The following is a 26,268-nucleotide window of genomic DNA, read 5'->3' as shown; positions in this document are numbered from 1 at the left end:
AGGGCGGCCAGGGGCGCGGGCAACTGCGCGCAGGGGAACACAACAACCCGCATGCCGGGTACGGACACTCACCTGCAAGTGAACCCCCGTACCCGACACACGAGTCAGTGTTCTTCCGACTCGCGCAGTTCCCCGCGCCCCTGACTGCCCTACGGGCAGCCCGGGCACGAGCCCACCGTCCAAGAAGCAGCCCGACCGCGGAGCGACTCCCGACAAGCGGCCCGGGCTAGGCGACGACTGCCAGGGCGGCGCCGCGGCCGGCGTGCATGACGCTGAGGTTGGCCTCCAGGTGCTGCGGGTCCTGGGAGAGCCAGAGGCGGACGGCCGCCCCCAGGATGGCGCTCGCCGAGCCGAGGCGGACGCCGGTGAGCTGGGCGACCCGGGCGGCGGCCAGCACCAGCAGGTCGGCCAGCGGGGCCGGCAGCCAGACGGTCTGGCCGCACGGCGCCGGCGGCGCCAGCGCCGCCAGCAGGCGGAACGCGTCGGACTGCCGGTGCAGCGTCGGGAGGACGTCGAGCAGACCGTCCGCGACGACTTCCGACAGGTCGCTGCGGTGGCTCTGGGCCAGCCGGCGGAGCAGCGCTCTCTCCGCAGCGGTGATTCGGACGGTCAGCATGACCTCGTCGCACTCCGGCATGGGTGCGGCCCTCCTCGCGCTCGTCTTGCAGATGGGGGTGGTGGGTGTGACGTGGCGTCAGACGCCGGCGTAGGAGTGCTTCCCCGTGACGAAGATGTTGACGCCGTAGTAGTTGAACAGGAAGCAGGCGAAGGCCAGCAGCGCCAGGTAGGCGGCCTTGCGGCCCTTCCAGCCCGCCGTCGCCCGGGCGTGCAGGTAGCAGGCGTAGAAGACCCAGGTGATGAAGGACCAGGTCTCCTTCGGGTCCCACTCCCAGTACTTGCCCCAGGCCGCCTCGGCCCAGATCGCCCCGGCCACGATGGTGAAGGTCCAGAGCGGGAAGACGACCGCGTTGATCCGGTAGGACAGCTTGTCGAAGGTCGAGGCGGCGGGCAGCCGGCGCCAGATCGAGGCCGAGGTGCCGAGCGGGCCGGTGGTCTTGCCCTCGGCGATCCGGCGGTCGAAGGAGTCCTTGCCCAGGTAGAGCGCGGTGGCGATGAAGGCCGCGTAGAAGGCGCCGCCGCAGAAGATCGCGGTGGAGACGTGGATGGCCAGCCAGTACGAGTGCAGCGCGGGGACGAGCTGCTCGGACTCGGTGTAGAGCACGGTGACGGCGAGGCCGAGGGTGAGCACCACGGCGAGCATCACCGGCAGGCCGAGCCAGCGGACCGGCTTCTTGGCGACCAGCAGGCCGAGGTAGGCGACCACCATGGCGAGCGCGAAGGCGCAGGAGAACTCGTACATGTTGCCCCACGGCCAGCGCATCACCGAGAGGCCGCGGGTGATCACCCCACCGGCGTGCAGCAGGACGCCGAGGGCGGCCAGCGAGATGGCGATCCGGCCGGCCAGGTCGCCCTTCTCGCTGGTGCCGGCCGCGCCTGGGCCGTCCTCGTCCTGCTCGCCCCGGCCGCTGGTGACCACGGTGGCCCCGGCGTCCGCGAGGGCGGTGCGGGTCAGCGTGGTGGTGCCGCCGTTGGCGGAGGCGACCGTGACGGTGACCTTCTTCGCCTTGCCCTGCCGCTCGGTGGCGGCCACCGCGGCGGCCACGCCGGCCTGCTCGGTGGAGCGGACGGCGACGGCTCCCTTGCTGCCGAAGGTCCACTCGAAGATGTGGGCGAACATGGCGATGACGTACACGGCCATGGCCGAGTAGATCAGCTTGTTCGAGAGGTCGGCCAGACCGGGGTCGACCGATGCGGCGAGGTTCACCGTCTACTCCTTGGAGTCCTGTGCGGTGCGGGCAGGGGTTGCTGAGTCTTCGTCGGACGCGTCGTCCTGGTCGACGGCGGACGCGTCGTCCTCGTCGTCCTCGACGGCGGGGGCGTCGTCCTGGAGCTCGACCGCGAGCTCGGCCAGCTCCTCGGCGATCTTGGCGGACTCGCTGCGGCCGAGGCCGGCCAGCTCGACCAGGGTGCGGCCGTCGGGGGTGGCCACCGCGCGGACCCAGATCCGGCGGCGCTGGACGAGCAGCGAGCCGATCAGGCCGAGGATGGCGCAGACCGCGCCGACCAGGGCGACGGCGTTGCCGGGGCGGTGCGAGACCTCGAAGCTGGCCCACTGCTGGTAGCCCTCGAAGGTGAGGGTGCCGTAGCCGTCCGGCAGGGTCCACGCCTGACCGGGCTTCAGCTTCGCCCGGGCCAGGTCACCGTCCTCCTTGAGCTGGGTGAGCTTCTTGGTGTCCAGCTGGTAGACGTTCTGCGGCAGGCCCGAGTCGGTGCCCAGGTCGCCGGCGTAGGCGGTGAGCACCAGCAGCGGGTCGGCCGGGGCCGGGAAGAGCGAGACCGGGCCGGTCTTCTCGAAGCTCTCCGGCGCCGTCGGCAGGAAGTAGCCGCGGAAGCCGAGCTGGGTCTTCTGACCGTCCTTCAGCCCGTAGTCGCTGACCTTGAACACGCCGGTGGAGGTGAGGTTGCCGTCCTGCGGGAGGAAGGCGGTCGGGCCGGAGTAGACCTTCTCGCCGGCCGCGTTCTTGACCGTGACCACGGGCGCGTAGCCGTGGCCGATCAGGAAGACCTTGGAACCGCCGATCTCCAGCGGGTGGTTGACCTCGATGTCGCCCTTGGTCAGCTTCGACTGGTCGCTGCCGGTCCAGTACCGCACGTGCGCGGTGAACTGGCGGGCCGAGCCGGCCTGCGGGCCGGAGGTCGCGAACTTCGAGGTGAAGTTGTCCAGCTTGAAGCCGAACGCGTCCAGGTCCTCGACCCCGTAGAAGGCCGAGCCGGTGAAGTCGTCCAGCTGGGTCGCGGTGTTGGAGTAGCCCTGGCCCTCGATGACCAGCTTGCCACCGGTACCGCTGGCCAGGCTGGCCCAGGCGAAGCCGGCCAGCAGGGCGAACAGCGAGAAGTGGAACAGCAGGTTGCCCACCTCGCGCAGGTAGCCCTTCTCGGCCGCCACCGAGCCGTCGGCCAGGTGGGTCCGGAAGCCGCGCTTCTTCAGCAGCGCGTACGCGGCGGCGTTGACGGCCTTCGGGTCGGCGCCGGTGTACCAGGCCGCGTGGGCCGGCATCCGGGTCAGCGTCCGGGGGGCGGCCGGCGGGCGGGAGCGCAGCACGCCGACGAACTGCCAGGTGCGCGGGACGATGCAGCCGGCCAGCGAGACGAACAGCAGGATGTAGATCGCCGAGAACCAGGCCGAGCTGTAGACGTCGAACAGCTGGAGCTTCTCGTAGACCGGGGTGACGGTCGGGTGGGCGGCCTTCCACTCGGCGACCTTGAAGGCGTTCTTGCTGTTCTGCGGGATCAGCGAGCCGGGGATCGAGGCCAGCGAGAGCAGGAACAGCAGGATCAGCGCGACCCGCATCGAGGTGAGCTGACGCCACGTCCAGCGCAGCCAGCCGAGCAGGCCGATGCCGACCGGGCCTTGGTCGCCCTCCTCGGGCGCGGAGGTCAGCCGCTCCGCCTCGTGCTCGACGTTCTCGACGTCGGTGTGGGTGGTCATCAGATTCCGATCGAGGTGTCGCCGAAGTAGTACTGGAGCTCGGTGACCAGGGTGTCCCACACTCCGGTGACCAGCAGCAGGCCGACCAAGACCAGCATGCCGCCGCCGATCCGCATCACCAGCTGGTAGTGCCGCTTGACCCAGCCGAAGGCACCGAGCGCCCGGCGGAAGGCCACCGCGGCCAGCACGAACGGTACGCCGAGGCCGAGGCAGTAGACGAGCATCAACAACGCGCCGCGCCCGGGCGAGGCCTGATTGAAGGCCAGCCCCTGGATCGCCGCCATGGTCGGGCCCATGCACGGGGTCCAGCCGATGCCGAAGACCAGGCCGAGCAGCGGCGCCCCGGCCAGGCCGACCGCCGGGCGGCGGTGGGTGCGCAGCTCGCGCATCGAGAAGCCGGGCAGCAGGCCCATGAAGGCCAGGCCCATCGCGATGGTGAGCAGGCCCATCACCACGTTGATGGTCTGCTGGTGCTGCTGCAGGGTCCAGCCGAAGTAGCCGAACAGCGCGCCGCCGGAGACGAAGACGACGGTGAAGCCGAGGATGAAGAGCAGCGAGCCGAGCAGCATCCGCCCCCGGTTGCCGCCCTTGGCCTCGGCCAGGTCGGCGGCCGAGAAGCCGGTGACGTAGCTGAGGTAGCCGGGCACCAGCGGGAGCACGCAGGGCGAGAAGAAGGAGACCAGGCCGGCCGCCAGGGCGATCGGCAGGGCCAGCAGGATCGCGCCGCTGGCGACCGTCTCGTTCGGGGTCACCCCCGCGGCGAGCAGGACGGCGCTCACTTCGCCTCGTCCACGACGGGCTTGATCAGGGCCTCCAGGTCCTCGGTCGACAGCGCGCGCATCGCCCGGGCGGCCAGCTTGCCCTCCCGGTCGACCACGATGGTGGTCGGGATGGACTGCGGATTCAGGGTGCCCTTGGGGAACTTGAGGATCTGGGTGCCGTCCGGGTCGAAGATGCTCGGGTAGGTCACCCCGAAGTTCTTCTCGAACGCAACCGCGTTGGCCGGCACCGCGTCCCTGGTGTTGATGCCGAGGAACTGCACGCCCTGGTCCTGGTACTTCGTCCAGACCTCTTGGAGGCCCTTGGCCTCGGCCCGGCACGGACCGCACCAGGAGCCCCAGATGTTGAGCACCACGACCTTGCCCCGGTAGTCGGCGAGGCTCGCCCTGCCGCCGTCCAGCAGGGTGCCGCCGACCTCCGGCGCGGTGTCGCGGGCGCCCGGCTTCGCGGTGTCCAGGCCGCCCTTGCCGGCGACGAAACCGGCCCGGCCGTCCGCACCGGCGGAGTCGGCCGTGCAACCGGTGAGCGCGAGGGCGCCGGCGGCCGCGAGAGCGGCGGCGGGGCGCAGGAAGCGGCAGGTCGTCCCAGACATGTGAAAAGTTTCGCATGACACTTCGGCCCGTTTTAGGGGGGTCCTCGGTTGACCGAGCGACCCCCCTTGACCTGCGGCGATCGTACTTACGATCCCCTTAAAACGGGCAATTCGCCCCACCGGCACCTGACACCCGGTCAGCCCGCCGGGTGCGCCGCCCCGGACACGACGACGCCCCCGGGCGCACCGTTCGGAACGGTGTGCCCGGGGGCGGGTGGTACTCCGTCGGGTCGGGGCCCGACGGGGCGTCAGGCGCCGAAGCTCTTGCCGACGGGGGCGTCGCCCTTCTTGCCCTTGCCGACCAGGTGGGCCGGCAGCAGGTCGCGGGCCGGCTCGCGGTAGCCGATCGAGACCAGCTTCTCGCCCTCGTAGGTGAAGCTGGTCAGCGAGGCCAGCGAGCACTGGCGGCGGCGCGGGTCGTGCCAGAGCCGGCGGCGCTCGGCGAACGAGCGGGCGATCCAGATCGGCAGCTGGTGGCTGACGCAGACCGCCTCGTGGCCGCGCGCCGCGTCCCGGGCCTTGGCGAGCGCGCCCATCATGCGCACCGCCTGCTCGATGTACGGCTCGCCCCAGGACGGGCGGAACGGGTTGGTCAGGTACTTCCAGTACGCGGGGTTCTTCAACGAGCCGTCACCGACCCCGAAGGTCTTGCCCTGGAAGATGTTGTCCGCCTCGATCAGCTCCCCGTCCGTCGCGACGGTCAGCCCGTGCGACTTGGCGATCGGCTCGGCGGTCTCCTGCGCCCGCTCCAGCGGGGAGGCGACCACGTACGTGATGTCGCGGCCCGCCAGGTCCTCGGCCACCCGGTCGGCCATCTGCCGGCCGAGCTCGGAGAGGTGGTAGTCCGGCAGGCGTCCGTAGAGGATGCCCTCCGGGTTGTGCACCTCGCCGTGCCGCATCAGGTGGACGACGGTGATGTCCTTGCTGCTCATGTCCCGGTGCTCCCCCGGATCAGGCCCGTGCCTCGGCAGCCGCGCGGGCGGCGGCCGGCAGGGCGGCGGCGATGAGTTCCACGGCGCGCTCGTCGTGCGCGGCCGAGACGAACCAGGACTCGAATGCCGACGGCGGGAGGTAGACCCCCTGCGACAGCATCGACTGGAAGAAGGCGGTGAAGCGGAAGGACTCCTGACGCTTCGCCACCTCGTAGTCGGTGACGGCCTCGTCGAGGAAGAAGACCGAGAACATGTTGCTCGCGGTCTGCAGCCGGTGCGCCACGCCCTCCTTGGCCAGCGCCGCGCTCACCAGGCCGGAGATCTCGGCGGAGACCGCGTCGACCTTGGCGTACACCTCGTCGGTGCAGTGCCGCAGCTGGGCCAGGCCGGCCGCGGTGGCGATCGGGTTCCCGGAGAGGGTGCCCGCCTGGTAGACCGGGCCGGCCGGGGCCAGGTGGCCCATCACGTCGGCCCGGCCGCCGAAGGCCGCCGCCGGGAAGCCGCCGCCCATCACCTTGCCGAAGGTCAGCAGGTCCGGTGCCCAGCCCTCGCGGGCCGCCTCGACGCCGTACCAGCCGGCCTTGGAGGTGCGGAAGCCGGTCATCACCTCGTCCGAGACGAAGAGCGCGCCGTTGGCCGCGCAGAGCTCGGAGAGTCCCTTGTTGAAGCCCGGCAGCGGGGGCACCACGCCCATGTTGCCCGGGGAGGCCTCGGTGATCACGCAGGCGATCTCGCCGGAGTGGGCGGCGAACGCGGCCCGGACGGCGTCGAGGTCGTTGTACGGCAGCACGATGGTGTCGCCGGCCTGAGCCCCCGTCACCCCGGGGGTGTCCGGCAGGCCGAAGGTCGCGACGCCGGAGCCGGCCGCCGCCAGCAGCGCGTCCACGTGGCCGTGGTAGCAGCCGGCGAACTTCACCACCTTGGCCCGGCCGGTGAAGCCCCGGGCCAGCCGGATCGCCGACATGGTCGCCTCGGTGCCGCTGGACACCAGCCGGACCTGCTCGACCGGCGCGATCCGCTCGACGATCTCCTCGGCCAGCTCCACCTCGCCGCGACCGGGGGTGCCGAAGGAGGTGCCGAGCGCCACCGCCCGCTGCACCGCCTCGACCACCGCCGGGTGGGCGTGCCCGAGGATCATCGGTCCCCAGGAGCAGACCAGGTCGACGTACTCGCGGCCGTCCTCGTCGGTCAGGTAGGGGCCGGTGCCGGACACCATGAACCTCGGGGTGCCGCCGACGGCGCGGAACGCGCGCACCGGGGAGTTGACGCCGCCGGGGGTCACGACCGACGCGCGGTCGAACAGCGACTGGCTCTGCGGGGCCTCGTAGGGGTAGCTCTTCGGGTTGGTCACCCGGACATGGTCTCAAATCGTGTCCTGGTCCTCCGCATGTCGGACCCGATCATCTGGAACGATGATCGGGTGTCGTCCGGAGCGCGGGCGGGGTGCGGATGTGACCGGCGCGGACTGTACGGTCCGTAGTGTCGTGGGTACGGTGGTCCGTACCGCTTCGATCACCGTCCACGGGACTGACGGCACGTCCGTCCGTCCGGACCTGACGGTGCGTCCGCTCCGTCGTGCGACCGCCCCGCCGGAGCGGTCAGAATGTGACCGGGCGGCCGTGTACGGCGACGTGGAGCGGGTAGTGGGCACGTTCGGAGGGACACCGAGCGTGCGGGGGTCTGTCGATTCCGGCGAATTCCGGTGAGGATGGTCCGAGTGTCCGAGGCGCAGGACGGCCACGAGGAGGCCGCGGGTGGCTCCCGCAGGCGTGCCTGGCGAGCCGGTGCCGCTGGTGGGGGTACGGGTTCGGGCAGGGGAAAGCGGGGTGAGGGCAGCGTGGGGGTCACCTACAAGTACTTCGGAGCTCCCGACCGGGCCACCGCCGCCAGAGTCCCCACCGCCCTCGGCCCCGGAGGTCTGGGCCTGGACGCGGGCGAGCTCGGCTCGCTCGGGCGGCTCGGGGACCTGATGGAGACCAGCGGCTCACCCAACGGACACCTCTCCACCAAGATCAAGCCCGAGACCATGTCCGCGATGGTCCTCACCGGCATCCAGGGCGTCCCGCTGCACCAGGTCCCGCCCCTGGAGCTGGTCGTGCTGCACCCCGACTACGCCGTGGTCCAGCTCCCGCACACCGTGGTCGAACCGCTCCGCAAGGCCGACGAGACCGAACTCGGCGCCGCCGCCTTCATCTGGTCCACCGTCCCCGACCGCCGGGGCCCCCGGGACGCCTTCGTGATCTACACGATGCTGCACGAGTGGCAGGACTTCGCGAACCGCCTGCACGACGCGGGCCACCAGCTGTACTGCCTGGTCTGGCCCTGACGGCCCGTCCGGGCGCGGCTTCCACCTGACGGACCCGGCGGCACCACGGCGGCCGGGTGGCCGAGGATGCTCCGTGGGCACGGTGCCCGCCCGGAGAACGGAGCTGCCGTCATGACCACCTTCCGTCTGGACCCTTCCGTCGCCACGGCCTTCCCGCAGGCCCGGATCGTGCTGGTCACCGCGCACGGAGTGCGCGGCCGGGAGGAGTGGCCGGCCACCGCCGGGGCGCTGGCGGAGTTGGAGCAGCTGGCGGCGGGGAGTTGGCGGCCGGCCGACGAGACGGACGAGCGGATCGCGGCGTGGCACGCGGCGTACCGGGCGTTCGGCACCAACCCGCGCCGGGTGCGGCCGAGCGTGGACGCGCTCGGGCGGCGGCTGGCCCGGCAGGGGCGGCTGCCCCGGATCAACCCGGCGGTGGACTCCTACAACGCGGTGTCGGTGCGGCACGGTCTGCCCGCCGGGGCCTTCGACCTCGCGGCACTGGAGGGGGAGGTGACGATCCGTCACGCTGCCGGAGGCGAGCGCTTCACCCCGCTCGGCGAGCCCGAGACGGTGGAGCACCCCGTCCCCGGCGAGGTGGTCTACGCCGACGGCGAGCACGTGCTGACCAGGCACTGGAACCACCGGGACGCCCACCGCACCCGGGTCACCGCGGACTCCCGCGCGGTGGTCTTCGTGCTGGAGACCCTGCGGGCCGAGCACGACGGGGCCCTCCTGACCGCCGCCACCGACGACCTGCTGGCGCTGCTGGCCCCGCACGCGGACGCGACCGCCGTGCACGCGCTGAGCCCGGCCGGGCCGGTGGTCGAGCTCGGCTGACCGGACCGGCCGTCCCAGCTGCCGTCCCACCTGCCGTCACGGCGGGCGGGACACGAGTGGGACGGCGGGCGGGACGGCCGGTGCGGCGGCGGGTGTGACGGCGGGTGTGACGGAATCAACTCCGTCTGCGCTTCTCCTCCTCGGGGACCACAGTGTGCAGTGGGACGACGGTGTGCAGTGGGACCACGGCGGGCGGCGGGCCGACCACCGGCCGGGTGCCGGTCACGGTCGGCGGGTGCGCGGGCCGGACCGGAGCCGGCTCGGCTCCGGTGCCGGCGGACTGCGGCTGGTACGGGCTCATGACGGGGGTTCCTCCCGCTCGGAGTTCGGACCGGGCCATCCTGCTGGCCGCCGATCAACAAACGATCAATGCCGGGGCTCCGGTGTACCGTGGGGCCGCCCGCTCCGGATATCGGGGATCGGACGTGGGCGGAGCGAACAGTGGGGGGACCAGATGGCGGAGCTGGAGGGGCCGGACCCGGACAAGGGGTTCTGCTTCCAACTGCTGGGCCCGGTACGCGGACAGCTGGACGGCCGCGAGCTGGACCTCGGCCTGCCGCAGCAACGCGCCGTCCTGGCCGTCCTGCTGCTGCGCCCCGGCCGGCCCGTCGGCACCGAGGAGTTGACCGAGGCGCTCTGGGGGCGGCACCGGCCGGCCCGGGCGGCGGTGATCCTGGATCAGCACCTCCGGGAGCTGCGTGCGGCACTGGAACCCGACTGGGCGGGCCCGGCCGCCGGTGCCGTGCTGACCTCGGCCGACGGCGGCCACCTGCTCGCGGTGCCGGCCGAGACGGTGGACGCGCTCCGCTTCGAACGACGGCTGGCCGAGGCGGCCGAGGCAGCCGACTCGGGAGCCGGCTGCGGCTCCGGGGACCCGGCCTCGCTGACGCTGAGCCGGGCGCTGGCCGAGTGGAGCGGGACGGCCCTGGCCGGGGTGCCCGGGCCGTACGCGGAGCGGCAGCGCACCCGGCTGACCGAGCTGCGGGTGCGGGCCCAGGAGGAGGTGCTGGACTGCCTGCTGGCGGCCGGAAGGCCGGCCGACGCGGTGGCCGAGCTGCAGACGCTGGCCGCCGCCCACCCGCTGCGCGAGCGGCCCCGGGCGCAGCTGATGCTGGCGCTGTACCGGAGCGGGCGGCAGGCCGAGGCACTCGGGGTGTTCGCCGACACCCGGCGGCTGCTCCGGGCCGAGCTGGGGGTGGAGCCCGGGGTGCGGCTGGCCGACCTGCAACGGCGCATCCTGACGGCCGATCCGACCCTGGACGGCCCGGTGCTGGACCGGCCGCCGCTGGACCGGCCGACCCTGGACCTGCCCGGCCCGGAGGGCTCCAACGGCCCGGCCGAGCCCGGCGGGCCGGTCCGCACCGGTACGCCCTTCGGCCCGCCGGGACGGTCCCTCCCGGCCGGTCCGGCCGACCGGTCCGGCCCGGCCGGCACCGGCACCGGCACCGGCACCGGCCGGAGCGCCACCACGGCCCGCCCCGCGCCGTCCGTCCCGGCCCAGCGCACCCCGCTCGGCCGGAGCACACCGCCCCGGGTGCTGCGGGCGGCGGCCCCGGCCGCCGTCCCCGGGCTCCCCACTCCCCGTCAGCTCACCGCCGACGTGGCCGGCTTCACCGGCCGGCAGGAGACCGCCGAGGAGCTCGCCGCCCACCTGAGACCCGACGCGGGCGGCACGGTGCCGGTCTGCACCGTGACCGGCCCGGGCGGAGTGGGCAAGACCGCCCTCGCCGTGCACGTGGCGCACCGGGTGCAGGAACGTTTCCCGGACGGCCAGCTGCACGCGGACCTGCACGGCGCCAGCCCGGCACCGGCCGAGGCGGGGGCGGTACTGGCCGGCTTCCTGCAGACCCTGGGCACACCGTCCGCCGCGATCCCGGAGGACGTGGACCAACGGGCCGCGCTCTACCGGTCGTTGCTGGCCGGGCGCCGGATGCTGGTGGTGCTCGACGACGCCCGGGGCACCGGGCAGATCGGCCCGCTGCTGCCGGAGAGCAGCGGCTGCGCGGTGCTGGTCACCAGCCGGGCGCGGACGCTGCGACCGCCGGGGGCCCGGCAGTTCGAACTGGAGCCGCTGCCGGGCGGCCAGGCGGTGGAGCTGTTCGGCGCGCTGGCCGGCCCGGAGCGGGTGGCCGCCGAACCGCAGGCGGCCCGTGAACTGACCGAGTACTGCGGCCGGTTGCCGCTGGCGGTGCGGGTGGCCGCCGGTGCGGTGGGTGCCGGTTCAGTGGCCGCCGCCGCAAACGCCGCGAACGCCCAACCCGCCGAGGCCACGGACGGCACCGGATCGCCACGAGAGAGCGCAGCGGGCGCGGAGGGCACAGAGGGCGCAGAGGGCACAGAGGGCACGAAGAGCGCCGGATCGGCACCGGAGGAGCGGCCGTTGGCCGCGCTGGCGGAGCGGCTGCGGGCGGAGAGCCGGCGGCCGGACCGCCCGCAGGCCGGTGGCCCCGCGCTGGAGGCCGTCCTCGGCCCCGCGCTCGCCGCGCTGGCCCCCGAACCGGCCCGTGCCTTCCGGCTGCTGGCCGGCGCCGAGGCGGTGGAGCTGCCGCTGGACGCCGCCGCCGCGCTGCTCGACCGCACCGTGGAGGAGACCGAGGAGCTGGCCGAACTCCTGGTGGAAGCAGGGCTTTTGGAGCCCTACCGGTCCGGTAGCTACCGCTACCACGACCTGCTCCGGCTGGAGGCGGCCCGGCAGTCCGAGCGGCTCGATCCGGTGGAGGACCGGCAGGCCGCGCTGCACCGGCTGCTGGACCACCTGCTGGCCACCGCCGTGAACGCCTCGCAGCGGATCGAGCCGGACCACGCGCTGCACCACGGCCTGCACCCGACCGAGGGCCCGGGCTTGGCGCTGCCCGATCCGGCGACCGCCCGGCGCTGGCTGCGTGAGCGGCACGCCCTGCTGGCCGGCACGGTCGAGCGTGCACTGCGCGAACTCCCGTCCGCCGCCCGGCCGGCGGTGGACCTGCTGCTGATCTGGTTCGGCCTGGCCGAGGGCCCGGCGTACCGGCGGGAGTTCCAGCGGCTGATCGAGCTGGCGGCCGGTGCCGCCTGGGAGCAGGGCGATCCGGCGGCCGAGGGCCGGGCGCACTACCTGGCCGGGGTGCTGCACTACGGCACCGACGCCTACGGGCTGGCGGAGCGTCAGCTGATCCGCAGCATGGAGCTGTCCGAGCGGGCCCGGGACACCGTCGGCCGCCACCTGGCCGTGAACGCCCTCGGGGTGCTCCGGCTGACCACCGGCCGCCCCGAGCAGGCGCTCGAACTCCTCCTGACCGCACGGCAGTTGGCGGAGCGCGCCGGAGACCGGGGCAGCTCCGCCCGGGTCCTCTCGGCGATCTCCCGGGCCAGGCTGGCGCTCGGCGATCCGGCCGGGGCGGTGGTCGACGCCCGACGGGCGGCCCGGGACGCCCGGACGGTCGGCAACGGCTCGGGGCTGGCCCGGGTGCTCTACCAGTACGGCTGCGTGCTGCGGCAGGCCGGGGAGCCGGCCGCGGCGGCGGAGCGGCTGACCGAGGCGCTGGAGCTGTTCCGTGCGCACGGCAACGGGGACTGGGAGGGGATGACGCTGGCCAGGCTCGCCGAGTGCCGGCTCGACCAGGGCCGCCCGGAGGCGGTCGGACTGGCCTCCCGCGCACTGGAGATCGCCGAGGAGCTGGGCCGGACCTACGGCCAGGCGCTGGCCCAGACCGTGCTCGGCCGGGCCACCGGGGACCGGGACCGGCTGCACGCCGCACTGGCACTGTTCGACCGGCTCGGCGCCCCCGAGGCCAAGGCCGTCCGCGAACTGCTGGCCGCCCCACCCGGCAGCCCGAGCGACCGCCAGACCCCCTCCGACCTGCACTGATCCACCGGTCACCTTCACACGGGCATCTCCGCACCCTGCTATGCACTCGATGTATACCTCGTGTGTATAGTCAGCCGCAGCGGGCCGCCGCAGCGGTATGGGCCCGACCGAGCCACCACGGAGCCGTGCGAATGACCTCGCCTGCCACGCTTCTCTCCGCCCGGGGACTGCAGAAGACCTTCGGTCCGACCCAGGCCCTCAGCGATGCCTCGATCACCGTCGACACCGGCGAGATCGTCGCCGTGATGGGCCCCTCGGGCTCCGGGAAGTCGACCCTGCTGCACTGCCTGGCCGGGATCACCCGCCCCGACGGCGGCACGGTCAGCCACCGGGGCCGTACGCTGACCGACCGCAGCGACGCCGAGCTGAGCGAGCTGCGCCGTACCGAGTTCGGCTTCCTGTTCCAGTTCGGCCAGCTGGTACCGGAGTTGAGCTGCCTGGAGAACGTCGCGCTGCCGCTACGGCTGAACGGCGTCCGCCGGGCGGCGGCCGAGCAGCAGGCCGCCGAGTGGCTGGAGCGGCTCCAGGTCTCCGAGGTGGCGGCCAAGCGGCCCGGCGAGGTCTCCGGCGGGCAGGGCCAACGGGTCGGGGTGGCCCGGGCCCTGATCACCCGTCCGTCGGTGGTCTTCGCCGACGAGCCGACCGGGGCGCTGGACTCGCTGAACGGCGAGCGGGTGATGTCCCTGCTCGCCTCGGCCGCCAAGGAGACCGGCGCCGCCGTGGTGCTGGTCACCCACGAGCCCCGGGTGGCCGCCTACGCCGACCGTGAGATCGTGGTCCGCGACGGACGCACCACCGGTCTGGAGACCGCCGCATGACCACCGCCCCCACCAACCCCACACCCCCGAAGCCCGGACGCCTGCGCGCGCCCGCCCAACTGGCGCTCGGCGCCCGGCTGGCGCTCGGCAGCGGCCGGGAGGGCTGGGGCCGGCTGGCGCTGACCGCCGCCGGGGTCGCCCTCGGCGTGGCGCTGCTGCTCTTCACCGCCTCCTTCCCCGGCATCATCGACCACCGCAACCAGCGGCTCTACCTGCAGAACGACACCTTCGGCGACGACGGGATCACCGCCCCCACCGACCGCAGCGTGCTGCTCGCCAACGCCGACAGCACCTTCGACGCCTCCCCCGTCCGGGGCCGGGTGGTGCAGCGCGAGGGTGCGGCGGCCGTCCCGCCGCCGGGGCTCGCCGCCTTCCCGGAGCCCGGCCGCATGGCCGTCTCGCCCGCCCTGGCCCGGCTGCTGGCCGAGCCCGGCAGCGAACTGCTCCGCGAGCGGCTGCCCTACCCGGTGACCGGCACCATCGGCCCGGCCGGCCTGCTCGGCCCCGGCCAGTACGCCTTCGCGCTCGGCTCGGACACGCTGAGCGTGGACGGCGGGGCGCTGCGGGTGGAGCAGTACGGGCACTTCGCCCCGCCGAAGGAGATGGACTCCCGGCTGGTGCTGCTGAACACCGTCGGCCTGATCGTGATGCTGGCCCCGGTCGGGGTCTTCCTGGCCGCCGCCGCCCGCTTCGGCGGCGAGCGCCGGGACCGTCGGCTGGCCGCGCTCCGGCTGGCCGGGGCGGACCGGCGGATGACCTCCTGGTTCGCGGCCGGCGAGTCGCTGATCGGCTCGCTGTTCGGGGTCGCGCTCGGGGCGCTGCTCTTCCTGAGCGGCCGTCAGCTGGCCGAGCACGTCACCGTGGCCGGCTTCAGCTTCTACGCCGGGGACATCTCCCCGCAGCCGGCGATCGGCCTCGCGGTCGCCCTGGCCGTGCCCGCGCTCGCCGTCCTGGTCACGCTCGGCGCGATGCGCCGGATCGCGGTGGACCCGCTGGGCGTGGTCCGGCGCACCGGCCGGGAGCGGCGGAGGATCTGGTGGCGGCTGGCACTGGCCTTCCTCGGCCTGCTGGTGACGGCCGCCGCGATGCTGATGCCGGCCCCGGCCGCCCCGGGCTACACGCCCTCGGACGACCTGCTGAACCCGGTGCACGACACCTTCGGCTCGCTGCTGGTCGCCTTCGGCGTGCTGCTGATGCTGCTGGCGGTCTGCACCCTGCTGCCCTGGCTGGTCGAGGCGATCATCCGCCGGGCCCACGGCGGCCCGCTCTCCTGGCAGTTGGCGGTCCGCCGGCTCCAGCTGGGCTCCGGCCCGGCGGCCACCGCCGTCAGCGGCGTGGTGGTCACGGTCGCCGGGGCGATCGCCCTGCAGACCCTGTTCTTCGGCGTCAGCGGCGCCTACGCGGTGCGGCAGCCGGCCGACGCCTTCGCCTACCAGCACGAGGTGGCGTTCCCCGGCGGCGCCGAGCGCTCCCGGGAGCTGGCCGAACGGCTCGGCCGCTCCACCGGCGTGGCCCGGACGGTCGGCTTCACCGAATTCCCGCTCTACGGCCCGCCCGGCCGGGAGTGGGACGGCGGCGAGGTCCGGATCGCCGACTGCGCGGCCCTGGCCGAGTTCGCCACCCTGCCCTCCTGCCGGGACGGCGACGCCTTCCTGACCGGTCCGACCGGGGTCGGCCGGGACGGGGCCGGATCGGCCCTGGAGCCCGGCGCCAAGGTCCGGGCGATGACCTTCCACGGCGACGGCCGGGCACCCGAGTGGACCGTGCCGGCCATCACCGCGACGGTGCCCAGCCGACCCGGCGTCAACCCGGACGACGTGCACCGGCCGGGCGGCATCCTGCTGCTCACCCCGGGCGCGACCCCGGCCGGCGTCCTGCGCGGTCAGCCCGCCACCGTGCTGGTCGCGATGGACCCGGCGGTCGCCGACCCGAAGGCCCGGCTGACCACCGACGCCATGGTGATCTCCCCGCTGGCCACCACCGGCCACCCGCTCTGGCTGGACCAGGACAGCACCTACCTGGCCGTCAAGCGGGTGCTCACCGCCGGGGCCGGGCTCACCCTGCTGCTGGTCGCGGTCAGCCTGCTGGTCGGCCAGCTGGAGCGGCTGCGCGAGCAGCGGCGCATCCTCGGCGTGCTCTACGCCTTCGGCACCCGGCGCCGGGTGCTGGCCGCCTCGGTGCTCTGGCAGACCGCGATCCCGATGGCGCTCGGCCTGGCGCTGGCCGCGCTCGGCGGGCTGGGCATGGGTGCGCTGCTCCAGTACACCGTCGGGATGGAGTTCCTGATGGACTGGGGATCGATGCTGGCGCTCACCGGCTGTGCGGCCGGCGCGGTCCTGCTGGTCACGGCGGCCGGCCTGCCGGCCGTGATCCGCCTGGTCCGCCCGAGCGCGCTACGGCACGAGTGACCCTCGCCGCAGGCCCGCCCCGCGGGGGGCCACCTGGTGGCCTGTCCACCACTCTGCCGGCCGGATCGACTGCTCGGTCCGCGCCCGGCCGGCTCGGCCACCCGCCCGCACCCGACCGGCGGTTCTGACGCCCCGTCCCCTCGACGGGGCGTCAGCCGGTTCGGGCTCAGTCCTCCAGCGCGAGCAGTTCCTCGATGGTCTGGCGGCGGCGGATCAGCCGGGTCTCGGCGCCGTCGACCAGGACCTCGGGGATCAGCGGGCGGCTGTTGTAGGTGGAGGACATGCTCGCCCCGTACGCCCCGGTGTCGTGGAAGACCGCGAGGTCACCGACCTCCACCCGGGGCAGCGGCACCGAGAGCACCTCGCCGCCGGCCGCCTGGGTGAAGACGTCGCCGGACTCGCAGAGCGGGCCCGCCAGCACGGTGTCCACCGCGAGGGCGGTCAGCGGGGCGCCGTCCCGGACCACCGAGACGCGGTGGGCGCTGCCGTACATCGCGGGCCGCATCAGGTCGTTGAAGCCGGCGTCCACCAGGACGAAGTGGTTGGCGCCGACCCGCTTCTGGGCCCGCACCTCGCTCGCCAGCACCCCGGAGTTCGCCACCAGGAAGCGGCCCGGCTCGATCTCCAACCGGACGGGGTGGCCGAGTTCGGCGGCCAGCTCCTGCCGGGCCGCGTCCCAGATCCGGAAGTACCGCTCGGTGTCGACCTCGGCCTCGCCCGCCGCGTAGGGCACCGAGAGCCCGCCGCCGGCCGAGATCGCCCGGATGTCCCGCCCGGCCAGCCGGACCTGCTTGACCATGGTCTCGCAGACCGCCTCCAGGTGGCCGTAGTCCACCCCGGAGCCGATGTGCATGTGGAAGCCGGTCAGGTCGAGACCGTGACGGTCCACCAGCTCCAGCGCCTCGGCCAGGTGCTCGTGCCAGATGCCGTGCTTGCTCTGCTCGCCGCCGGTGTTGGTCTTGCGGCTGTGGCCGTGGCCGAAGCCGGGGTTGATCCGTATCCAGACCCGGTGGCCGGGGGACGCCTGGCCGAGCTGGTCGAGCATCTGCGGGGAGCCCGCGTTGACCGGCACGCCCAGCTCGACCACCCGGCGCAGGGTGGCCCGGTCCAGCAGGTCGGCGGTGAGCACCATCGGCTCGTCCTCGCCCTCCGGGCGGTAGCCGGCCCGCAGCGCGCGCTCCAACTCGCCCAGCGACACCGCGTCCACCGCCACGCCCTGCTCCCGCATCAGCCGGAGCAGATGGGTGTTGGAGCTGGCCTTCTGGGCGTACCGGACGGTGTCGAACCGCCGGAGCCGGGCGATCTGGGTCCTGATGGTCTCCGCGTCGTAGATCCACACCGGGGTGCCGTGCTGCTCGGCGACGGCGGCGATCCGGTCGGCACCGATGACGGGGCCGACGGGACGGGCAGGGCTGGTCATCACGGGCTCCCGGGAGGCGAAGTGGTGACCGATCCTGCTGGATCCGCCGCCGCGCCCGCAGGGCTGTCCAGCAGTTGAACCACCCCGTGGACGGTCCGTCCAGCATCCGGGACAACCCGCCGGCGGGCTCCGAATCCCCCGACGATCCGTCACCTCCGGAAGACCGGGGCACCCCCGCCGGTTGGGGTCTGCATGCGAGAGATCTTGGTGATCGGTGGGAGCCGCTACTTCGGGCGGCGGGTGGTGGAGCTGCTGCGGGACGGCGGCGACCGGGTGACGCTGCTGAACCGGGGCTCGGCGGACGCCCCGCCGGGGGTGCGGCACGTCCGGGCCGACCGGGACGACGAGGCCGAGCTGGCCGCCGCGCTCGGCGGCCGGAGCTTCGACGTGGTGCTCGACCAGGTGCTCTACCGGCCGGAGCAGGCCGGGACGGCCCTGCGGGTGTTCGGCGGCGGCCGGGCCGGGCGGTACCTGATGACCTCCACCTGCGAGGTCTACGACCGGGTGCGCGGGGTGCCCGGGAGCCCGCTCGGGGAGGGCGCGTTCGACCCGGCGGCCTGGACCGGCGACGGCACCGACGGCACCGGGTACGCCGAGGGCAAGCGGCGGGCCGAGGCGGTGCTGGCCCGGCAGTCGGAGCTGCCGTACGCGGCGGTCCGCACCGCGCACGTGCTCGGCGGCGGCGCGGCCGACTTCACCGGACGGCTGGCGCACTACGCGGACCGGATGCGGGCCGGCCGGGAGATCGCCGTGCACGCCGCCCCGGCGCCGGCCACCTTCGTCGAGTACGGCGAGATCGCCGGCTTCCTGGCCTGGGCGGCCGGGCAGGACTTCACCGGCCCGGTGAACGCCTGCTCCACCGGGGAGGCGGACGTCCGGCAGCTGTGCGCGCTGCTGGAACGCCAGGGCCTGCCGGCCGCCCGCTTCGAGGAGCACGACGGTGAGCACGGTGACGAGCCCTCGCCGTTCTCCTTCGGGCACTACTACGGGATGGACAACTCCCGCGCCCGGCAGCTCGGTCACCCGTTCTCCGAGCTGACCGACTGGCTCCCCGGGGTGCTGGCCGAGGTGCGCTGAACCGAGGGAGCCCGGCCCCCCACGGGCCGGGCTCCGCCGGGGCTCCGGAGAGGCTCAGGGCAGGTAGGCGATGCCCAGCTTGGTCAGCTGCCAGCGCTGCTCGGCGGCGCCGGTGGCGGCGGCCAGCTCGACCACCCGGTTGCCCTGCCCGTCCTTGCCGGTGGAGAGCGCCAGCACCTTGGACTGGTCGACGGGCGAGGCGAGTTGGTAGCCCCCGCCGTCCGCCGGGCGGATCAGCCAGCGCTGGTTGTCCCCGCCGTGGCAGCTCCACTGGACCAGCCGGGTGCCCGGGGCGGTGGAGCCACCGGTGGCGTCCAGGCACATGCCCTCGTTGCCGCTGAAGGCCAGCGAGAAGCCGCCCGCCGGACGGGAGTTGAGCACGAAGGACTGGTTCAGCCCGCCGGTCGCCCGGTAGCCGATGGCGGCCCGGCCGTTGGTCGAGTCGCCGTAGGTGCCACCGCCGGCGATGTCCAGCACCTGGCCGGTGGCCAGGTTGGTGAGTTGGTACCAGGAGCCCGCTTCGGGCCGGTCCGGGAACGGCTGCCCCGGGGTGAGCGGCTGGATCGAGGTGGTGTTCTGCGGGTTGAGGGTGCAGAACGCCTCGGCCAGCTCCGGCCGTTGGTAGAACTGGCCGAGGCAGACGCCCTCGGCCCGGTAGCCGGCCACCCGCAGGTGGTAGGACTGCCGCACCATGTTCATGCAGACGCCCGGGATGCCGATCTCGTGGTCGCAGCCGTTCCGCTCCCGCTCGGAGAGGTCGATCACGTCGCCGTTGGTGTACTCGTACGGCGAGCTGGTCCAGCCGGCGCAGACCTCGTGGCCGTAGGAGACCCGGCGCTGGTCCAGGTAGCGCACCCCGGGCACCTGGGCGGCGGCCTGGCGGAGCGCGTCGCTCAGCGTCGGCACCACCCAGTTGTGCCCCCAGGCCAGGTCCTCCGGGAAGGCCGGGCAGCCGTCGGCCACCTTGCCGACGTAGTCGTTGCGCCGGATGTCCGGGGTGATCGGGGTGAAGTAGGACTGGTAGACCAACTGGTAGGCGGAGTCCGGGTACCCGGCGGCCCGCATGGTGTTGCGCACACCGGTCAGCGCGGCCACCACCTTGGGCTTGACCCGCTCGGCCCGGGCGGTGATCGCCTCGCTGCCGATGGTGTCCCGGCAACCCCTGTCCTTGGGGATCGGGAAGTACTGCTCCAGGCAGCTCATCATGATGCCGCTGAAGTCGAAGTCGTCGTTGGCGCCGATCGTGACGACCACCAGCTTCACGTCGTACTGGGCGGCGACGCGGGCGAGTTGGCGGTCCTGTTTCTCCTCGCCGAAGTCGCCGCTGCCGGGGCCGGTGACCTTGGCCAGCTCGGGGTCGCTGACCAGGTCACCGGTCTGCGCGCCGGAGCAGGCCAGGTTGACCGGGGTGACGCCGGGGATGTCGGTGACGAAGATCTCCGACTTCCCGTGCCGGTGGCAGTAGTTGGTGGGGGTGTCGGTGCCGGGGGTGTAGGCGTCGTTGGTGTCGGTGCCGGCGCCCTCACCGGAGATCGCGCTGTCGCCGAGGGCGACGATCGCGGCGGGCTTGGCGGCGGGGGCACCCGGGGCGGCGGTCGCGGTGGCGGTGGGGAGGCCGGCGACCAGGGCGAGCAGCAGACCGGCGGCTGCCGGTAGCGCGAGCGGACGTGGTGAGCGGTACACGCGTGACTCCTGGAGGGTGGGGGACCTCTCGGCGTGCGCCGAGCGGCGCGGAGTTGGTGCGTGGTGCGGCGTGCGGAGCGGAGCGTGGTGCGGTGTGGGGGATGGCGACCCGGAAAGGTGAGCCTGGCTCACATGCTAGGTACTGACGGGTAACGCAACAAGCCTCCTGCACCCGGTGGTTGACCCGGGGCGGTGACGACGCGGAGCCGCCGCCCACCGCCTCAGGAGGGGAGGCGGGGACGGCGGCTCGGGTACGGCGGAATCGACCGAGAGGCGACCGACGCGTGGGGCGTCAGGCGCTGTTCGGGTACAACTCAGGTGCTACGCGGCTGAATTCAGCCGACGTTCGCGCAGGAGTTGCCGAACGACGGGTTCAGCGCGCCGATCACGTTGACCGAGTTGCCGCAGAGGTTGACCGGCACGTGAACCGGGACCTGGACGGAGTTGCCGGAGATGACACCGGGGGAACCCGCGGTGACGCCCTCGGCGGAGCTGCTCGCCACCGCGGCACCCGCACCGGCCGCAACGATGCCAACGACAGCGGCGCCGACGGTGGCGACCTTCTTGACGCTCATGTGAGTCTCCTCGTAGATCAGTTCTTCCAGGTGCCGTACCAACAGCGGACGAGCATGGAAGCGCACGGGCGTGCGTCGACTCCAACGAGCCGCCACGACGCGGGTTGCGCACCCCCTCCGACATTCACCCGCTTGCAGCAGCGGCGGCATTCGGGTGATCTCGACCGCCGCTCGGGTCCGCCCGTTTCCCCCTGCGTGCTGCGTCGTTCTTCCTGGCGAAACAGGCTCCACACCGAACCACCGCAAGAAATGGGATCCACACCATGCGCAAGCTCGCCTACGGCACCCTCGGCACCGCCGCCACCGCGGCCCTGCTGCTGAGCGGCGCCGCCGCTGCCGCCGCCCACGGCCACGGTCACGGCCACACCAGCGGTGCCTCGGCCGAGTCCGTCGTGGCCGGCTCGCCGGGTGTGCTCTCGGGCAACAACGTCCAGGTCCCGATCCACATCCCGGTCAACCTGTGCGGCAACACCGTCGACGTGGTCGGCCTGCTGAACCCGGCCTTCGGCAACTCCTGCGTGAACGCCTGAGCCTGACGGCTCATCAGGCCCGAATGACTTCCAGGCGGGTCAATCGACACCCGCCTGGGCGCGCCGCGATTGCGTCCGGTTCTCGACCGTGCGAGAACTGATGACGGGGGCGGCGTGAACGAAGCGGCCGCACCGAACCGCCCAAGCCAAGGGCGATGCAACGGACTTGGGCCGCTGTAGCGACACCCCACACGGTACCCCCAGTTCTCGGACGGGATTCCCGCCCGTCCGCTCTAACGGAGGTTTTCCCATGCGTTCCTTCAAGAAGGCTGCTGTCCTTTCCGTCGCCGCGGCCGGCCTGGTGCTCGGCTCCGCCGGTGGCGCGTTCGCCAGCTCCGAGGCCGAGGCCGTCGTGGCGGGCTCCCCGGGCGTGCTCTCGGGCAACAACATCCAGGTCCCGATCCACATCCCGGTCAACGTCTGCGGCAACACCGTGAACGTGATCGCCCTGCTGAACCCGGCGTTCGGCAACTCCTGCGCCAACGTCGGCTGACCCAGCCGCACCTGACGCAGCACCACCGCCGGGCACCCGACCACCGCGCCGGGTGCCCGGCACCCTTCCCTGATCGAGGAGATCACCCCATGCAGAACGTCAAGAAGGCCGCCGCCGTCGCGGGCGCCGTCGTCGGCATCGTCGCCGCGGGCGCCGGTACCGCTTTCGCCGGTGCCTCCGCCGAGGGCGTCACCGCCGGTTCCCCCGGCGTCGGCTCCGGCAACTCCGTCCAGGTGCCGGTGCACGTCCCGGTCAACGTCTGTGGCAACTCCATCAACGTGGTGGGCCTGCTGAACCCGGCGTTCGGCAACTCCTGCGCCAACGTCGACGCCCCGCCGATGCCCGAGGAGGACTGCTGATCACCCTCCAGGTGACCAGCGGTACCCCGAGCGCGTGCAGCCCCCCGGTCCGCCGATCGGGGGGCTTCGCGCCGTCCGGACGATGACCGGCCCCCGCCCTGTGGAGCCCCGTCCGCAACGCCCCGCCCCGCCCTGCCCTGGAGTCGAACCCGCATGCTCTCCCGCCACCTCCCCGCCGCCGCGCTCGGCCTGCTGACCGCCGGCTTCCTGCTGTCCTCCCCGGCCGCCGCCGCAGGACTCACCCCGCCGGTCGGCGGGCTGCAGCCGATCGACGCCGCCGCCGGCCTGGAGGCCGCCACCGGCGGCCTCGGCCACGGCATCAGCCCGGCCAAGACCCTCCGCCTCGACCCGTGGGCGGGCTCCTCCGCCGACGTGCTGAACAACGGGCTCTCGCTGGAGCCCGACAACGGCCTCGCGCCGATCGGCACCTCCCCGCTCACCCAGCCGCTGAGCCAGGGCGGCGGCACCAAGGACCTGCCGCTGGTCGGCGGCGTGATCGACCAGCTGCCCGGCTGATCCGCCCGGACGCGGAACGCCCCGCGGACGACGGAGGAGCCCGGCACCTCGGGGGTGCCGGGCTCCTCCGTGTGGCGGGGCGTCAGCTCTGCGCCAGCACCTCGCGGACGGTGCCGCCGGTGGTGCCGGTCAGGTCGGAGAGCGAGTCGGCGATCGAGAGCTTGTCGCCGCCGTTGCCCAGGGTGGCCTTGGCGCCCGGGATGACCTGCACCGGGTTGGCGATCAGCTGCGGGTCCAGCTCGCCGGCGCTCAGCACGTCGTCCACCGGGGTGGCCGCGTTGCCCTGGGTCCACTCGAAGGGGTGACCGAGGGTCAGGTCGGGGCCCTGGGCGTTCAGCGGGGCGGCCGGGGCGTCCAGGCCCAGGTTGCCCAGGTCGGTGGAGCGGTCGGCGGTGGGCAGCGGCAGGGCGGCCTGCAGGCGGGGCCCGACCCGGCCGACCTCCACACCGGGCACCACGTGGTCCGGGATGAGCTGGCTGCCCGGCTTCTCGTCCGGCTTCGGCGGCATCAGCAGCGAGGTGGGCACGCCCCCGGAGATGTGGCCGTCGCCGGGGAAGATCGGCAGGTGCTCGCTGACGGTCTCCAGCGGGATGGTGAACGGGACCTCCTCGGTGGCCAACTGGTCTTCCATCGCCGCGACCTGACCGGCCGTCATCGGCTCGGTGTGGACGGGTGCCGCGACGGCGGCGGCCTGGCCCGTGAGCACACCGGAGCCGACCGCCAGCAGCAGTGCGCCGGCCGCGCGCTTGGAGAGCTTCATGCTGTTCACCGTTCTGTCATATGAAGGGCCCATCGGCCTTTTTGGCTCGGCCCGGGAAATCAATCCGTTCAACGAGCAATCCGGGAGCGGGATAGCGAGCCTTAACCGGTTCGGCCTAATAATCCGACCGGGTACCAAGGATCTTGACGAACCGTTGGTGAATCACCGAGATTCCGCGTAACTTTCCCGCCGCTCGTTCTTTGATCCCGTTGTCGCAGCCAGGACGGCGGTCGGAGGCAATCCCCCCGGACGGGCCGGCAACCGATGGTGATTCATCAAGAGAGGTATCTCCACCATGCTCCAGAAGACTTTCGCGGCAGTCGGCCTGGCCGCCGCCGCCCTGGCCGCCGGTTCCGTCCCGGCCTCCGCGATCGGCAACGCGGACGGCTCGGCGGCTGGCCTCTCCGGCCACGGCGGCACCAACGCCACGGGGACCTGGGGCGACCACAGCCCGAACTTCCACGTGCTCGACAACCCGAACATCTGCCTGCCCGAGGTGCACAACATCGCGGTCGGCGTTCTGGGCGTCGCGGTGCCGGTCGAGGTCGACGCCCTGAGCAACCAGCCGAAGCAGACCTGCGTGGTCGGCCCCGGCACCCAGGGCAGCGGCGACGGCGGCGTCTCGCACCTGGTCGGCTGACCTCTCGCCGGCCCGGCCCCGGTCACCAGGGGCCGACCAAGTACCACCCTGCTCCACCACACCCATCAAGTCCGAAAAGGAACAGAACAATGATCAAGAAGGCCCTCGCCGCTGTCGGCGTTGCCACCGCCGGCCTGGCCATGACCGCCGCCCCCGCCATGGCGATCGGCGACGCTGACGGTTCGGCCGTCGGCGTCTCCGGCAACGGTGGCACCAACGCGACCGGCACCCACGGCGACCACAGCCCGAACTTCCACACCCTCGACAACCCGAACCTCTGCCTGCCGGAGGTCCACAACATCGCCGTCGCCGTCATCGGTGTCGCGGTGCCGATCGAGGCGGACGTCCTGAACAACGAGCCGAAGCAGACCTGCAACGTCGGCCCCGCCACCCAGGGCTCGGGCGACGGTGGCGTCAGCCACCTGATCGGCTGATCCACCGGGTAAGGCCGACCGCCGGGTTCGGGGGGACTCCCCCCGGGCCCGGCGGTTTTCCGTTGCCCCACCAGCTCGGCCACCGCACGGGGGTGCCTTCCTTCGGGTGGCCGGTGGGCGGTCCTGGCGCGTACTGCGCGGTGGCCGCCCGAATCTGTGATCACGTGTAGTCACACTGCTGTCACGCAGAGAGGGAAACCATGAAGAGCATCCTGGGCAAGGCCGCGCTCACCGCGGTCGCCACCCTGGCCCTGGCCGGCGTCTCGGCCCCCGCCTACGCGCACGTCGAGGCCCACGGCGGCGGCCAGTTCGCCGCCACTGCCAGCGAGCCGTTCCTGGCCGCCGAGCAGTGGGGTCACGCCGAGACCAGCCACATCGACGCCTGCTTCGAGCAGTGGTTCGTGGCCGGCGACGACTGGGCCGCCGGTGGCGGCGAGGGCCACGCCGAGATCCACTGACGCCACGTCAGCACGAGGGCGCGGCACCCGTCCCCGGGTGCCGCGCCCTTGGCGTGCGTCCGTCCTACTTCACCAGGCGGGCGGCCTCGGTGGCCCAGTAGGTGAGGATCTGCCCGGCCCCGGCCCGGCGGATCGAGGTGAGGGTCTCCAGGATCAGCCGCTCCCGGTCCACCCAGCCGTTGGCCGCCGCCGCCTCGATCATCGAGTACTCGCCGGACACCTGGTACGCGGCCACCGGCACCGGCGAGGCGTCCGCGATCTGCCGCAGGACGTCGAGGTAGGCCATGGCCGGCTTCACCATCACCAGGTCGGCGCCCTCGGCGACGTCCTGCTCCAGCTCGCGCAGCGACTCCAGCGCGTTCGCCGGGTCCTGCTGGTAGGTCTTCCGGTCGCCCTTGAGCGAGGAGCCGACCGCCTCGCGGAACGGGCCGTAGAAGGCCGAGGCGTACTTGGCGGTGTAGGCCAGGATGCCGGTCGACTGGTAGCCGTTGGCGTCCAGGGCGCGGCGGATCACGCCGATCTGACCGTCCATCATCCCGGACGGGCCGACCAGGTGGACCCCGGCCTCGGCCTGCACCAGGGCCATCTCCTCGTAGCGCTTGAGGGTGGCGTCGTTGTCCACGCCGCCGTCCGCGTCCAGCACCCCGCAGTGCCCGTGGTCGGTGAACTCGTCCAGGCACAGGTCCGACATCACCACCAGGTCGTCGCCGACCTCGGCCACCACGTCCCGGATCGCCTGCTGGAGGATGCCGTCCGGATTGGTGCCCTCGCTGCCGGTGGCGTCCTGCACCAGCGGCACGCCGAACAGCATGATCCCGCCGACGCCGGCCTCGACCGCCTCGGCGGCGGCCCGCTTCAGGGTCTCCCGGGTGTGCTGCACCACCCCGGGCATCGAACCGATCGGCCGCGGCTCGGTGATCCCCTCCCGGACGAACGCGGGCAGGATCAGCTCGGCCGGGTGCAGCCTGGTCTCGGCGACCAGCCGCCGCATCGCGGGGCTCTGCCGCAGGCGGCGCGGGCGGACGTACGGGAACTCAGCGGACACGGGAAGCACTCCTTGGTAGTCGGCCGTACCGGGGACGCGGGGCCCTGCTGACGGGCGGCTCCGCCGCGCGGGCGCGCAGCCGACCGCCGATCAGCGGAGTCGCACCGCCCGGAGGCGCGGCGAACCGCGCGCGGCGGAAGGCGGCCCACCGGCGACCGAACCACCGTCAGCCGGTGGCAGGCGCTGCCCTTCCGTCCCGCGCGGTTCCC

At 73.3% G+C, this 26,268-nt stretch carries 26 protein-coding genes; 13 read left to right on the top strand and 13 right to left on the bottom strand.

Annotated features, from left to right (window positions below; genetic code table 11):
• Positions 1-226: 226 nt before the first annotated feature.
• The 7 genes from ACIRBX_RS09655 to hemL all read right to left on the bottom strand — a co-directional run bounded on the left by ACIRBX_RS09655 (position 227) and on the right by hemL (position 7,205).
• On the bottom strand, positions 227-637 hold the full coding sequence (locus ACIRBX_RS09655; RefSeq protein ID WP_402295006.1) for a hypothetical protein: 411 nt from the start codon (positions 635-637) through the stop codon (positions 227-229).
• A 57-nt stretch (positions 638-694) separates the two neighbouring features.
• The gene (ccsB, locus tag ACIRBX_RS09650; protein WP_402295004.1) at positions 695-1,825 is read right to left on the bottom strand and encodes a c-type cytochrome biogenesis protein CcsB; all 1,131 of its coding nucleotides are present in this window, start codon (positions 1,823-1,825) and stop codon (positions 695-697) included.
• A gap of 3 nt (positions 1,826-1,828) precedes the next feature.
• Positions 1,829-3,550, bottom strand: a complete 1,722-nt coding sequence (locus tag ACIRBX_RS09645) for a cytochrome c biogenesis protein ResB (protein WP_402295003.1) — start codon at positions 3,548-3,550, stop codon at positions 1,829-1,831.
• Positions 3,550-4,329 (bottom strand): cytochrome c biogenesis CcdA family protein, encoded by a 780-nt coding sequence (locus ACIRBX_RS09640; RefSeq protein WP_402295001.1) that lies wholly within the window; start codon positions 4,327-4,329, stop codon positions 3,550-3,552. Before ACIRBX_RS09640 ends, ACIRBX_RS09645 begins: the two co-directional genes overlap by 1 nt.
• On the bottom strand, positions 4,326-4,922 hold the full coding sequence (locus ACIRBX_RS09635) for a TlpA family protein disulfide reductase (protein WP_402294999.1): 597 nt from the start codon (positions 4,920-4,922) through the stop codon (positions 4,326-4,328). Before ACIRBX_RS09635 ends, ACIRBX_RS09640 begins: the two co-directional genes overlap by 4 nt.
• Before the next feature lie 248 nt (positions 4,923-5,170).
• The gene (locus ACIRBX_RS09630) at positions 5,171-5,854 is read right to left on the bottom strand and encodes a histidine phosphatase family protein (protein WP_402294998.1); all 684 of its coding nucleotides are present in this window, start codon (positions 5,852-5,854) and stop codon (positions 5,171-5,173) included.
• Between the two features lie 19 nt (positions 5,855-5,873).
• On the bottom strand, positions 5,874-7,205 hold the full coding sequence (gene hemL, locus ACIRBX_RS09625) for a glutamate-1-semialdehyde 2,1-aminomutase (RefSeq protein WP_402294997.1): 1,332 nt from the start codon (positions 7,203-7,205) through the stop codon (positions 5,874-5,876).
• Between the two features lie 486 nt (positions 7,206-7,691).
• Between hemL and ACIRBX_RS09620 the strand changes: the two genes are divergently transcribed.
• Together ACIRBX_RS09620 and ACIRBX_RS09615 are read left to right on the top strand one after the other, a co-directional pair.
• On the top strand, positions 7,692-8,180 hold the full coding sequence (locus tag ACIRBX_RS09620; RefSeq protein ID WP_057231582.1) for a hypothetical protein: 489 nt from the start codon (positions 7,692-7,694) through the stop codon (positions 8,178-8,180).
• Between the two features lie 111 nt (positions 8,181-8,291).
• The gene (locus ACIRBX_RS09615) at positions 8,292-8,999 is read left to right on the top strand and encodes a B3/4 domain-containing protein (RefSeq protein WP_402294994.1); all 708 of its coding nucleotides are present in this window, start codon (positions 8,292-8,294) and stop codon (positions 8,997-8,999) included.
• A 115-nt stretch (positions 9,000-9,114) separates the two neighbouring features.
• Here ACIRBX_RS09615 and ACIRBX_RS09610 read toward each other — a convergent pair whose 3' ends face one another.
• Positions 9,115-9,300, bottom strand: coding sequence for a hypothetical protein (locus tag ACIRBX_RS09610; protein ID WP_402294993.1), 186 nt, complete (start codon positions 9,298-9,300; stop codon positions 9,115-9,117).
• 153 nt (positions 9,301-9,453) lie between these two features.
• Between ACIRBX_RS09610 and ACIRBX_RS09605 the strand changes: the two genes are divergently transcribed.
• From ACIRBX_RS09605 to ACIRBX_RS09595, 3 genes are all read left to right on the top strand, one after another.
• Complete coding sequence (locus tag ACIRBX_RS09605) at positions 9,454-12,843, top strand: BTAD domain-containing putative transcriptional regulator (RefSeq protein WP_402294992.1); 3,390 nt, start codon at positions 9,454-9,456, stop codon at positions 12,841-12,843.
• Positions 12,844-12,974: 131 nt separating this feature from the next.
• Positions 12,975-13,661: an ABC transporter ATP-binding protein gene (locus tag ACIRBX_RS09600; protein ID WP_402294991.1), complete on the top strand. Its 687-nt coding sequence runs from the start codon at positions 12,975-12,977 to the stop codon at positions 13,659-13,661.
• Positions 13,658-16,069, top strand: a complete 2,412-nt coding sequence (locus tag ACIRBX_RS09595) for an FtsX-like permease family protein (RefSeq protein WP_402294990.1) — start codon at positions 13,658-13,660, stop codon at positions 16,067-16,069. Before ACIRBX_RS09600 ends, ACIRBX_RS09595 begins: the two co-directional genes overlap by 4 nt.
• 166 nt (positions 16,070-16,235) lie before the next feature.
• Here ACIRBX_RS09595 and lysA read toward each other — a convergent pair whose 3' ends face one another.
• Complete coding sequence (gene lysA / locus ACIRBX_RS09590) at positions 16,236-17,489, bottom strand: diaminopimelate decarboxylase (RefSeq protein WP_402294988.1); 1,254 nt, start codon at positions 17,487-17,489, stop codon at positions 16,236-16,238.
• A gap of 192 nt (positions 17,490-17,681) precedes the next feature.
• Between lysA and ACIRBX_RS09585 the strand changes: the two genes are divergently transcribed.
• A complete protein-coding gene (locus ACIRBX_RS09585) occupies positions 17,682-18,566 on the top strand; it encodes an NAD-dependent epimerase/dehydratase family protein (RefSeq protein ID WP_402294987.1) in 885 nt (294 codons plus the stop codon).
• 54 nt (positions 18,567-18,620) lie between these two features.
• On the opposite strand, the gene ACIRBX_RS09580 is transcribed toward ACIRBX_RS09585, so the two are convergent.
• Both ACIRBX_RS09580 and ACIRBX_RS09575 read right to left on the bottom strand, forming a co-directional pair.
• The gene (locus ACIRBX_RS09580; RefSeq protein ID WP_402294985.1) at positions 18,621-20,249 is read right to left on the bottom strand and encodes an RICIN domain-containing protein; all 1,629 of its coding nucleotides are present in this window, start codon (positions 20,247-20,249) and stop codon (positions 18,621-18,623) included.
• Positions 20,250-20,584: 335 nt separating this feature from the next.
• Positions 20,585-20,824, bottom strand: a complete 240-nt coding sequence (locus tag ACIRBX_RS09575) for a chaplin (RefSeq protein ID WP_402294984.1) — start codon at positions 20,822-20,824, stop codon at positions 20,585-20,587.
• A 263-nt stretch (positions 20,825-21,087) separates the two neighbouring features.
• On the opposite strand from ACIRBX_RS09575, the gene ACIRBX_RS09570 reads away from it, so the two are divergent.
• From ACIRBX_RS09570 to ACIRBX_RS09555, 4 genes are all read left to right on the top strand, one after another.
• On the top strand, positions 21,088-21,354 hold the full coding sequence (locus ACIRBX_RS09570) for a chaplin (protein ID WP_402294983.1): 267 nt from the start codon (positions 21,088-21,090) through the stop codon (positions 21,352-21,354).
• A 250-nt stretch (positions 21,355-21,604) separates the two neighbouring features.
• Positions 21,605-21,847 (top strand): chaplin, encoded by a 243-nt coding sequence (locus ACIRBX_RS09565; protein ID WP_402294981.1) that lies wholly within the window; start codon positions 21,605-21,607, stop codon positions 21,845-21,847.
• An 89-nt stretch (positions 21,848-21,936) separates the two neighbouring features.
• Complete coding sequence (locus tag ACIRBX_RS09560) at positions 21,937-22,206, top strand: chaplin (RefSeq protein WP_402294980.1); 270 nt, start codon at positions 21,937-21,939, stop codon at positions 22,204-22,206.
• A gap of 153 nt (positions 22,207-22,359) precedes the next feature.
• The gene (locus ACIRBX_RS09555; protein ID WP_402294978.1) at positions 22,360-22,722 is read left to right on the top strand and encodes a hypothetical protein; all 363 of its coding nucleotides are present in this window, start codon (positions 22,360-22,362) and stop codon (positions 22,720-22,722) included.
• Between the two features lie 82 nt (positions 22,723-22,804).
• Here ACIRBX_RS09555 and ACIRBX_RS09550 read toward each other — a convergent pair whose 3' ends face one another.
• Positions 22,805-23,491: a hypothetical protein gene (locus tag ACIRBX_RS09550; protein ID WP_402294976.1), complete on the bottom strand. Its 687-nt coding sequence runs from the start codon at positions 23,489-23,491 to the stop codon at positions 22,805-22,807.
• Positions 23,492-23,777: 286 nt separating this feature from the next.
• Here ACIRBX_RS09550 and ACIRBX_RS09545 point away from each other — a divergent pair, with 286 nt between their 5' ends.
• The 3 genes from ACIRBX_RS09545 to ACIRBX_RS09535 all read left to right on the top strand — a co-directional run bounded on the left by ACIRBX_RS09545 (position 23,778) and on the right by ACIRBX_RS09535 (position 25,014).
• A complete protein-coding gene (locus tag ACIRBX_RS09545) occupies positions 23,778-24,122 on the top strand; it encodes a rodlet layer protein (RefSeq protein WP_402294974.1) in 345 nt (114 codons plus the stop codon).
• 89 nt (positions 24,123-24,211) lie between these two features.
• The gene (locus tag ACIRBX_RS09540) at positions 24,212-24,556 is read left to right on the top strand and encodes a rodlet layer protein (protein WP_345289275.1); all 345 of its coding nucleotides are present in this window, start codon (positions 24,212-24,214) and stop codon (positions 24,554-24,556) included.
• Between the two features lie 200 nt (positions 24,557-24,756).
• Positions 24,757-25,014, top strand: a complete 258-nt coding sequence (locus tag ACIRBX_RS09535) for a hypothetical protein (protein ID WP_402294972.1) — start codon at positions 24,757-24,759, stop codon at positions 25,012-25,014.
• A 64-nt stretch (positions 25,015-25,078) separates the two neighbouring features.
• Here ACIRBX_RS09535 and hemB read toward each other — a convergent pair whose 3' ends face one another.
• Entirely contained in the window at positions 25,079-26,059 is a 981-nt protein-coding gene (gene hemB / locus ACIRBX_RS09530) for a porphobilinogen synthase (protein WP_402294970.1), read from the bottom strand.
• Positions 26,060-26,268: the final 209 nt, after the last annotated feature.

The organism is Kitasatospora sp. NPDC096147 (assembly GCF_044763225.1).
Lineage (GTDB): Bacteria > Actinomycetota > Actinomycetes > Streptomycetales > Streptomycetaceae > Kitasatospora.
Note: the sequence above shows the minus strand (reverse complement) of the source record. Positions and strands in the feature narration are given on the sequence as shown.

Bases quoted from the DNA above. Each gene is read 5' to 3' on its own strand.
- ACIRBX_RS09655 (WP_402295006.1), bottom strand. From the start codon at position 637: ATGCCGGAGTGCGACGAGGTCATGCTGACCGTCCGAATCACCGCTGCG.
- ACIRBX_RS09645 (WP_402295003.1), bottom strand. From the start codon at position 3,550: ATGACCACCCACACCGACGTCGAGAACGTCGAGCACGAGGCGGAGCGG.
- ACIRBX_RS09635 (WP_402294999.1), bottom strand. From the start codon at position 4,922: ATGTCTGGGACGACCTGCCGCTTCCTGCGCCCCGCCGCCGCTCTCGCG.
- ACIRBX_RS09630 (WP_402294998.1), bottom strand. From the start codon at position 5,854: ATGAGCAGCAAGGACATCACCGTCGTCCACCTGATGCGGCACGGCGAG.
- ACIRBX_RS09615 (WP_402294994.1), top strand. From the start codon at position 8,292: ATGACCACCTTCCGTCTGGACCCTTCCGTCGCCACGGCCTTCCCGCAG.
- ACIRBX_RS09610 (WP_402294993.1), bottom strand. From the start codon at position 9,300: ATGAGCCCGTACCAGCCGCAGTCCGCCGGCACCGGAGCCGAGCCGGCT.
- ACIRBX_RS09605 (WP_402294992.1), top strand. From the start codon at position 9,454: ATGGCGGAGCTGGAGGGGCCGGACCCGGACAAGGGGTTCTGCTTCCAA.
- ACIRBX_RS09600 (WP_402294991.1), top strand. From the start codon at position 12,975: ATGACCTCGCCTGCCACGCTTCTCTCCGCCCGGGGACTGCAGAAGACC.
- ACIRBX_RS09595 (WP_402294990.1), top strand. From the start codon at position 13,658: ATGACCACCGCCCCCACCAACCCCACACCCCCGAAGCCCGGACGCCTG.
- lysA (WP_402294988.1), bottom strand. From the start codon at position 17,489: ATGACCAGCCCTGCCCGTCCCGTCGGCCCCGTCATCGGTGCCGACCGG.
- ACIRBX_RS09585 (WP_402294987.1), top strand. From the start codon at position 17,682: ATGCGAGAGATCTTGGTGATCGGTGGGAGCCGCTACTTCGGGCGGCGG.
- ACIRBX_RS09575 (WP_402294984.1), bottom strand. From the start codon at position 20,824: ATGAGCGTCAAGAAGGTCGCCACCGTCGGCGCCGCTGTCGTTGGCATC.
- ACIRBX_RS09570 (WP_402294983.1), top strand. From the start codon at position 21,088: ATGCGCAAGCTCGCCTACGGCACCCTCGGCACCGCCGCCACCGCGGCC.
- ACIRBX_RS09565 (WP_402294981.1), top strand. From the start codon at position 21,605: ATGCGTTCCTTCAAGAAGGCTGCTGTCCTTTCCGTCGCCGCGGCCGGC.
- ACIRBX_RS09560 (WP_402294980.1), top strand. From the start codon at position 21,937: ATGCAGAACGTCAAGAAGGCCGCCGCCGTCGCGGGCGCCGTCGTCGGC.
- ACIRBX_RS09555 (WP_402294978.1), top strand. From the start codon at position 22,360: ATGCTCTCCCGCCACCTCCCCGCCGCCGCGCTCGGCCTGCTGACCGCC.
- ACIRBX_RS09545 (WP_402294974.1), top strand. From the start codon at position 23,778: ATGCTCCAGAAGACTTTCGCGGCAGTCGGCCTGGCCGCCGCCGCCCTG.
- ACIRBX_RS09540 (WP_345289275.1), top strand. From the start codon at position 24,212: ATGATCAAGAAGGCCCTCGCCGCTGTCGGCGTTGCCACCGCCGGCCTG.
- ACIRBX_RS09535 (WP_402294972.1), top strand. From the start codon at position 24,757: ATGAAGAGCATCCTGGGCAAGGCCGCGCTCACCGCGGTCGCCACCCTG.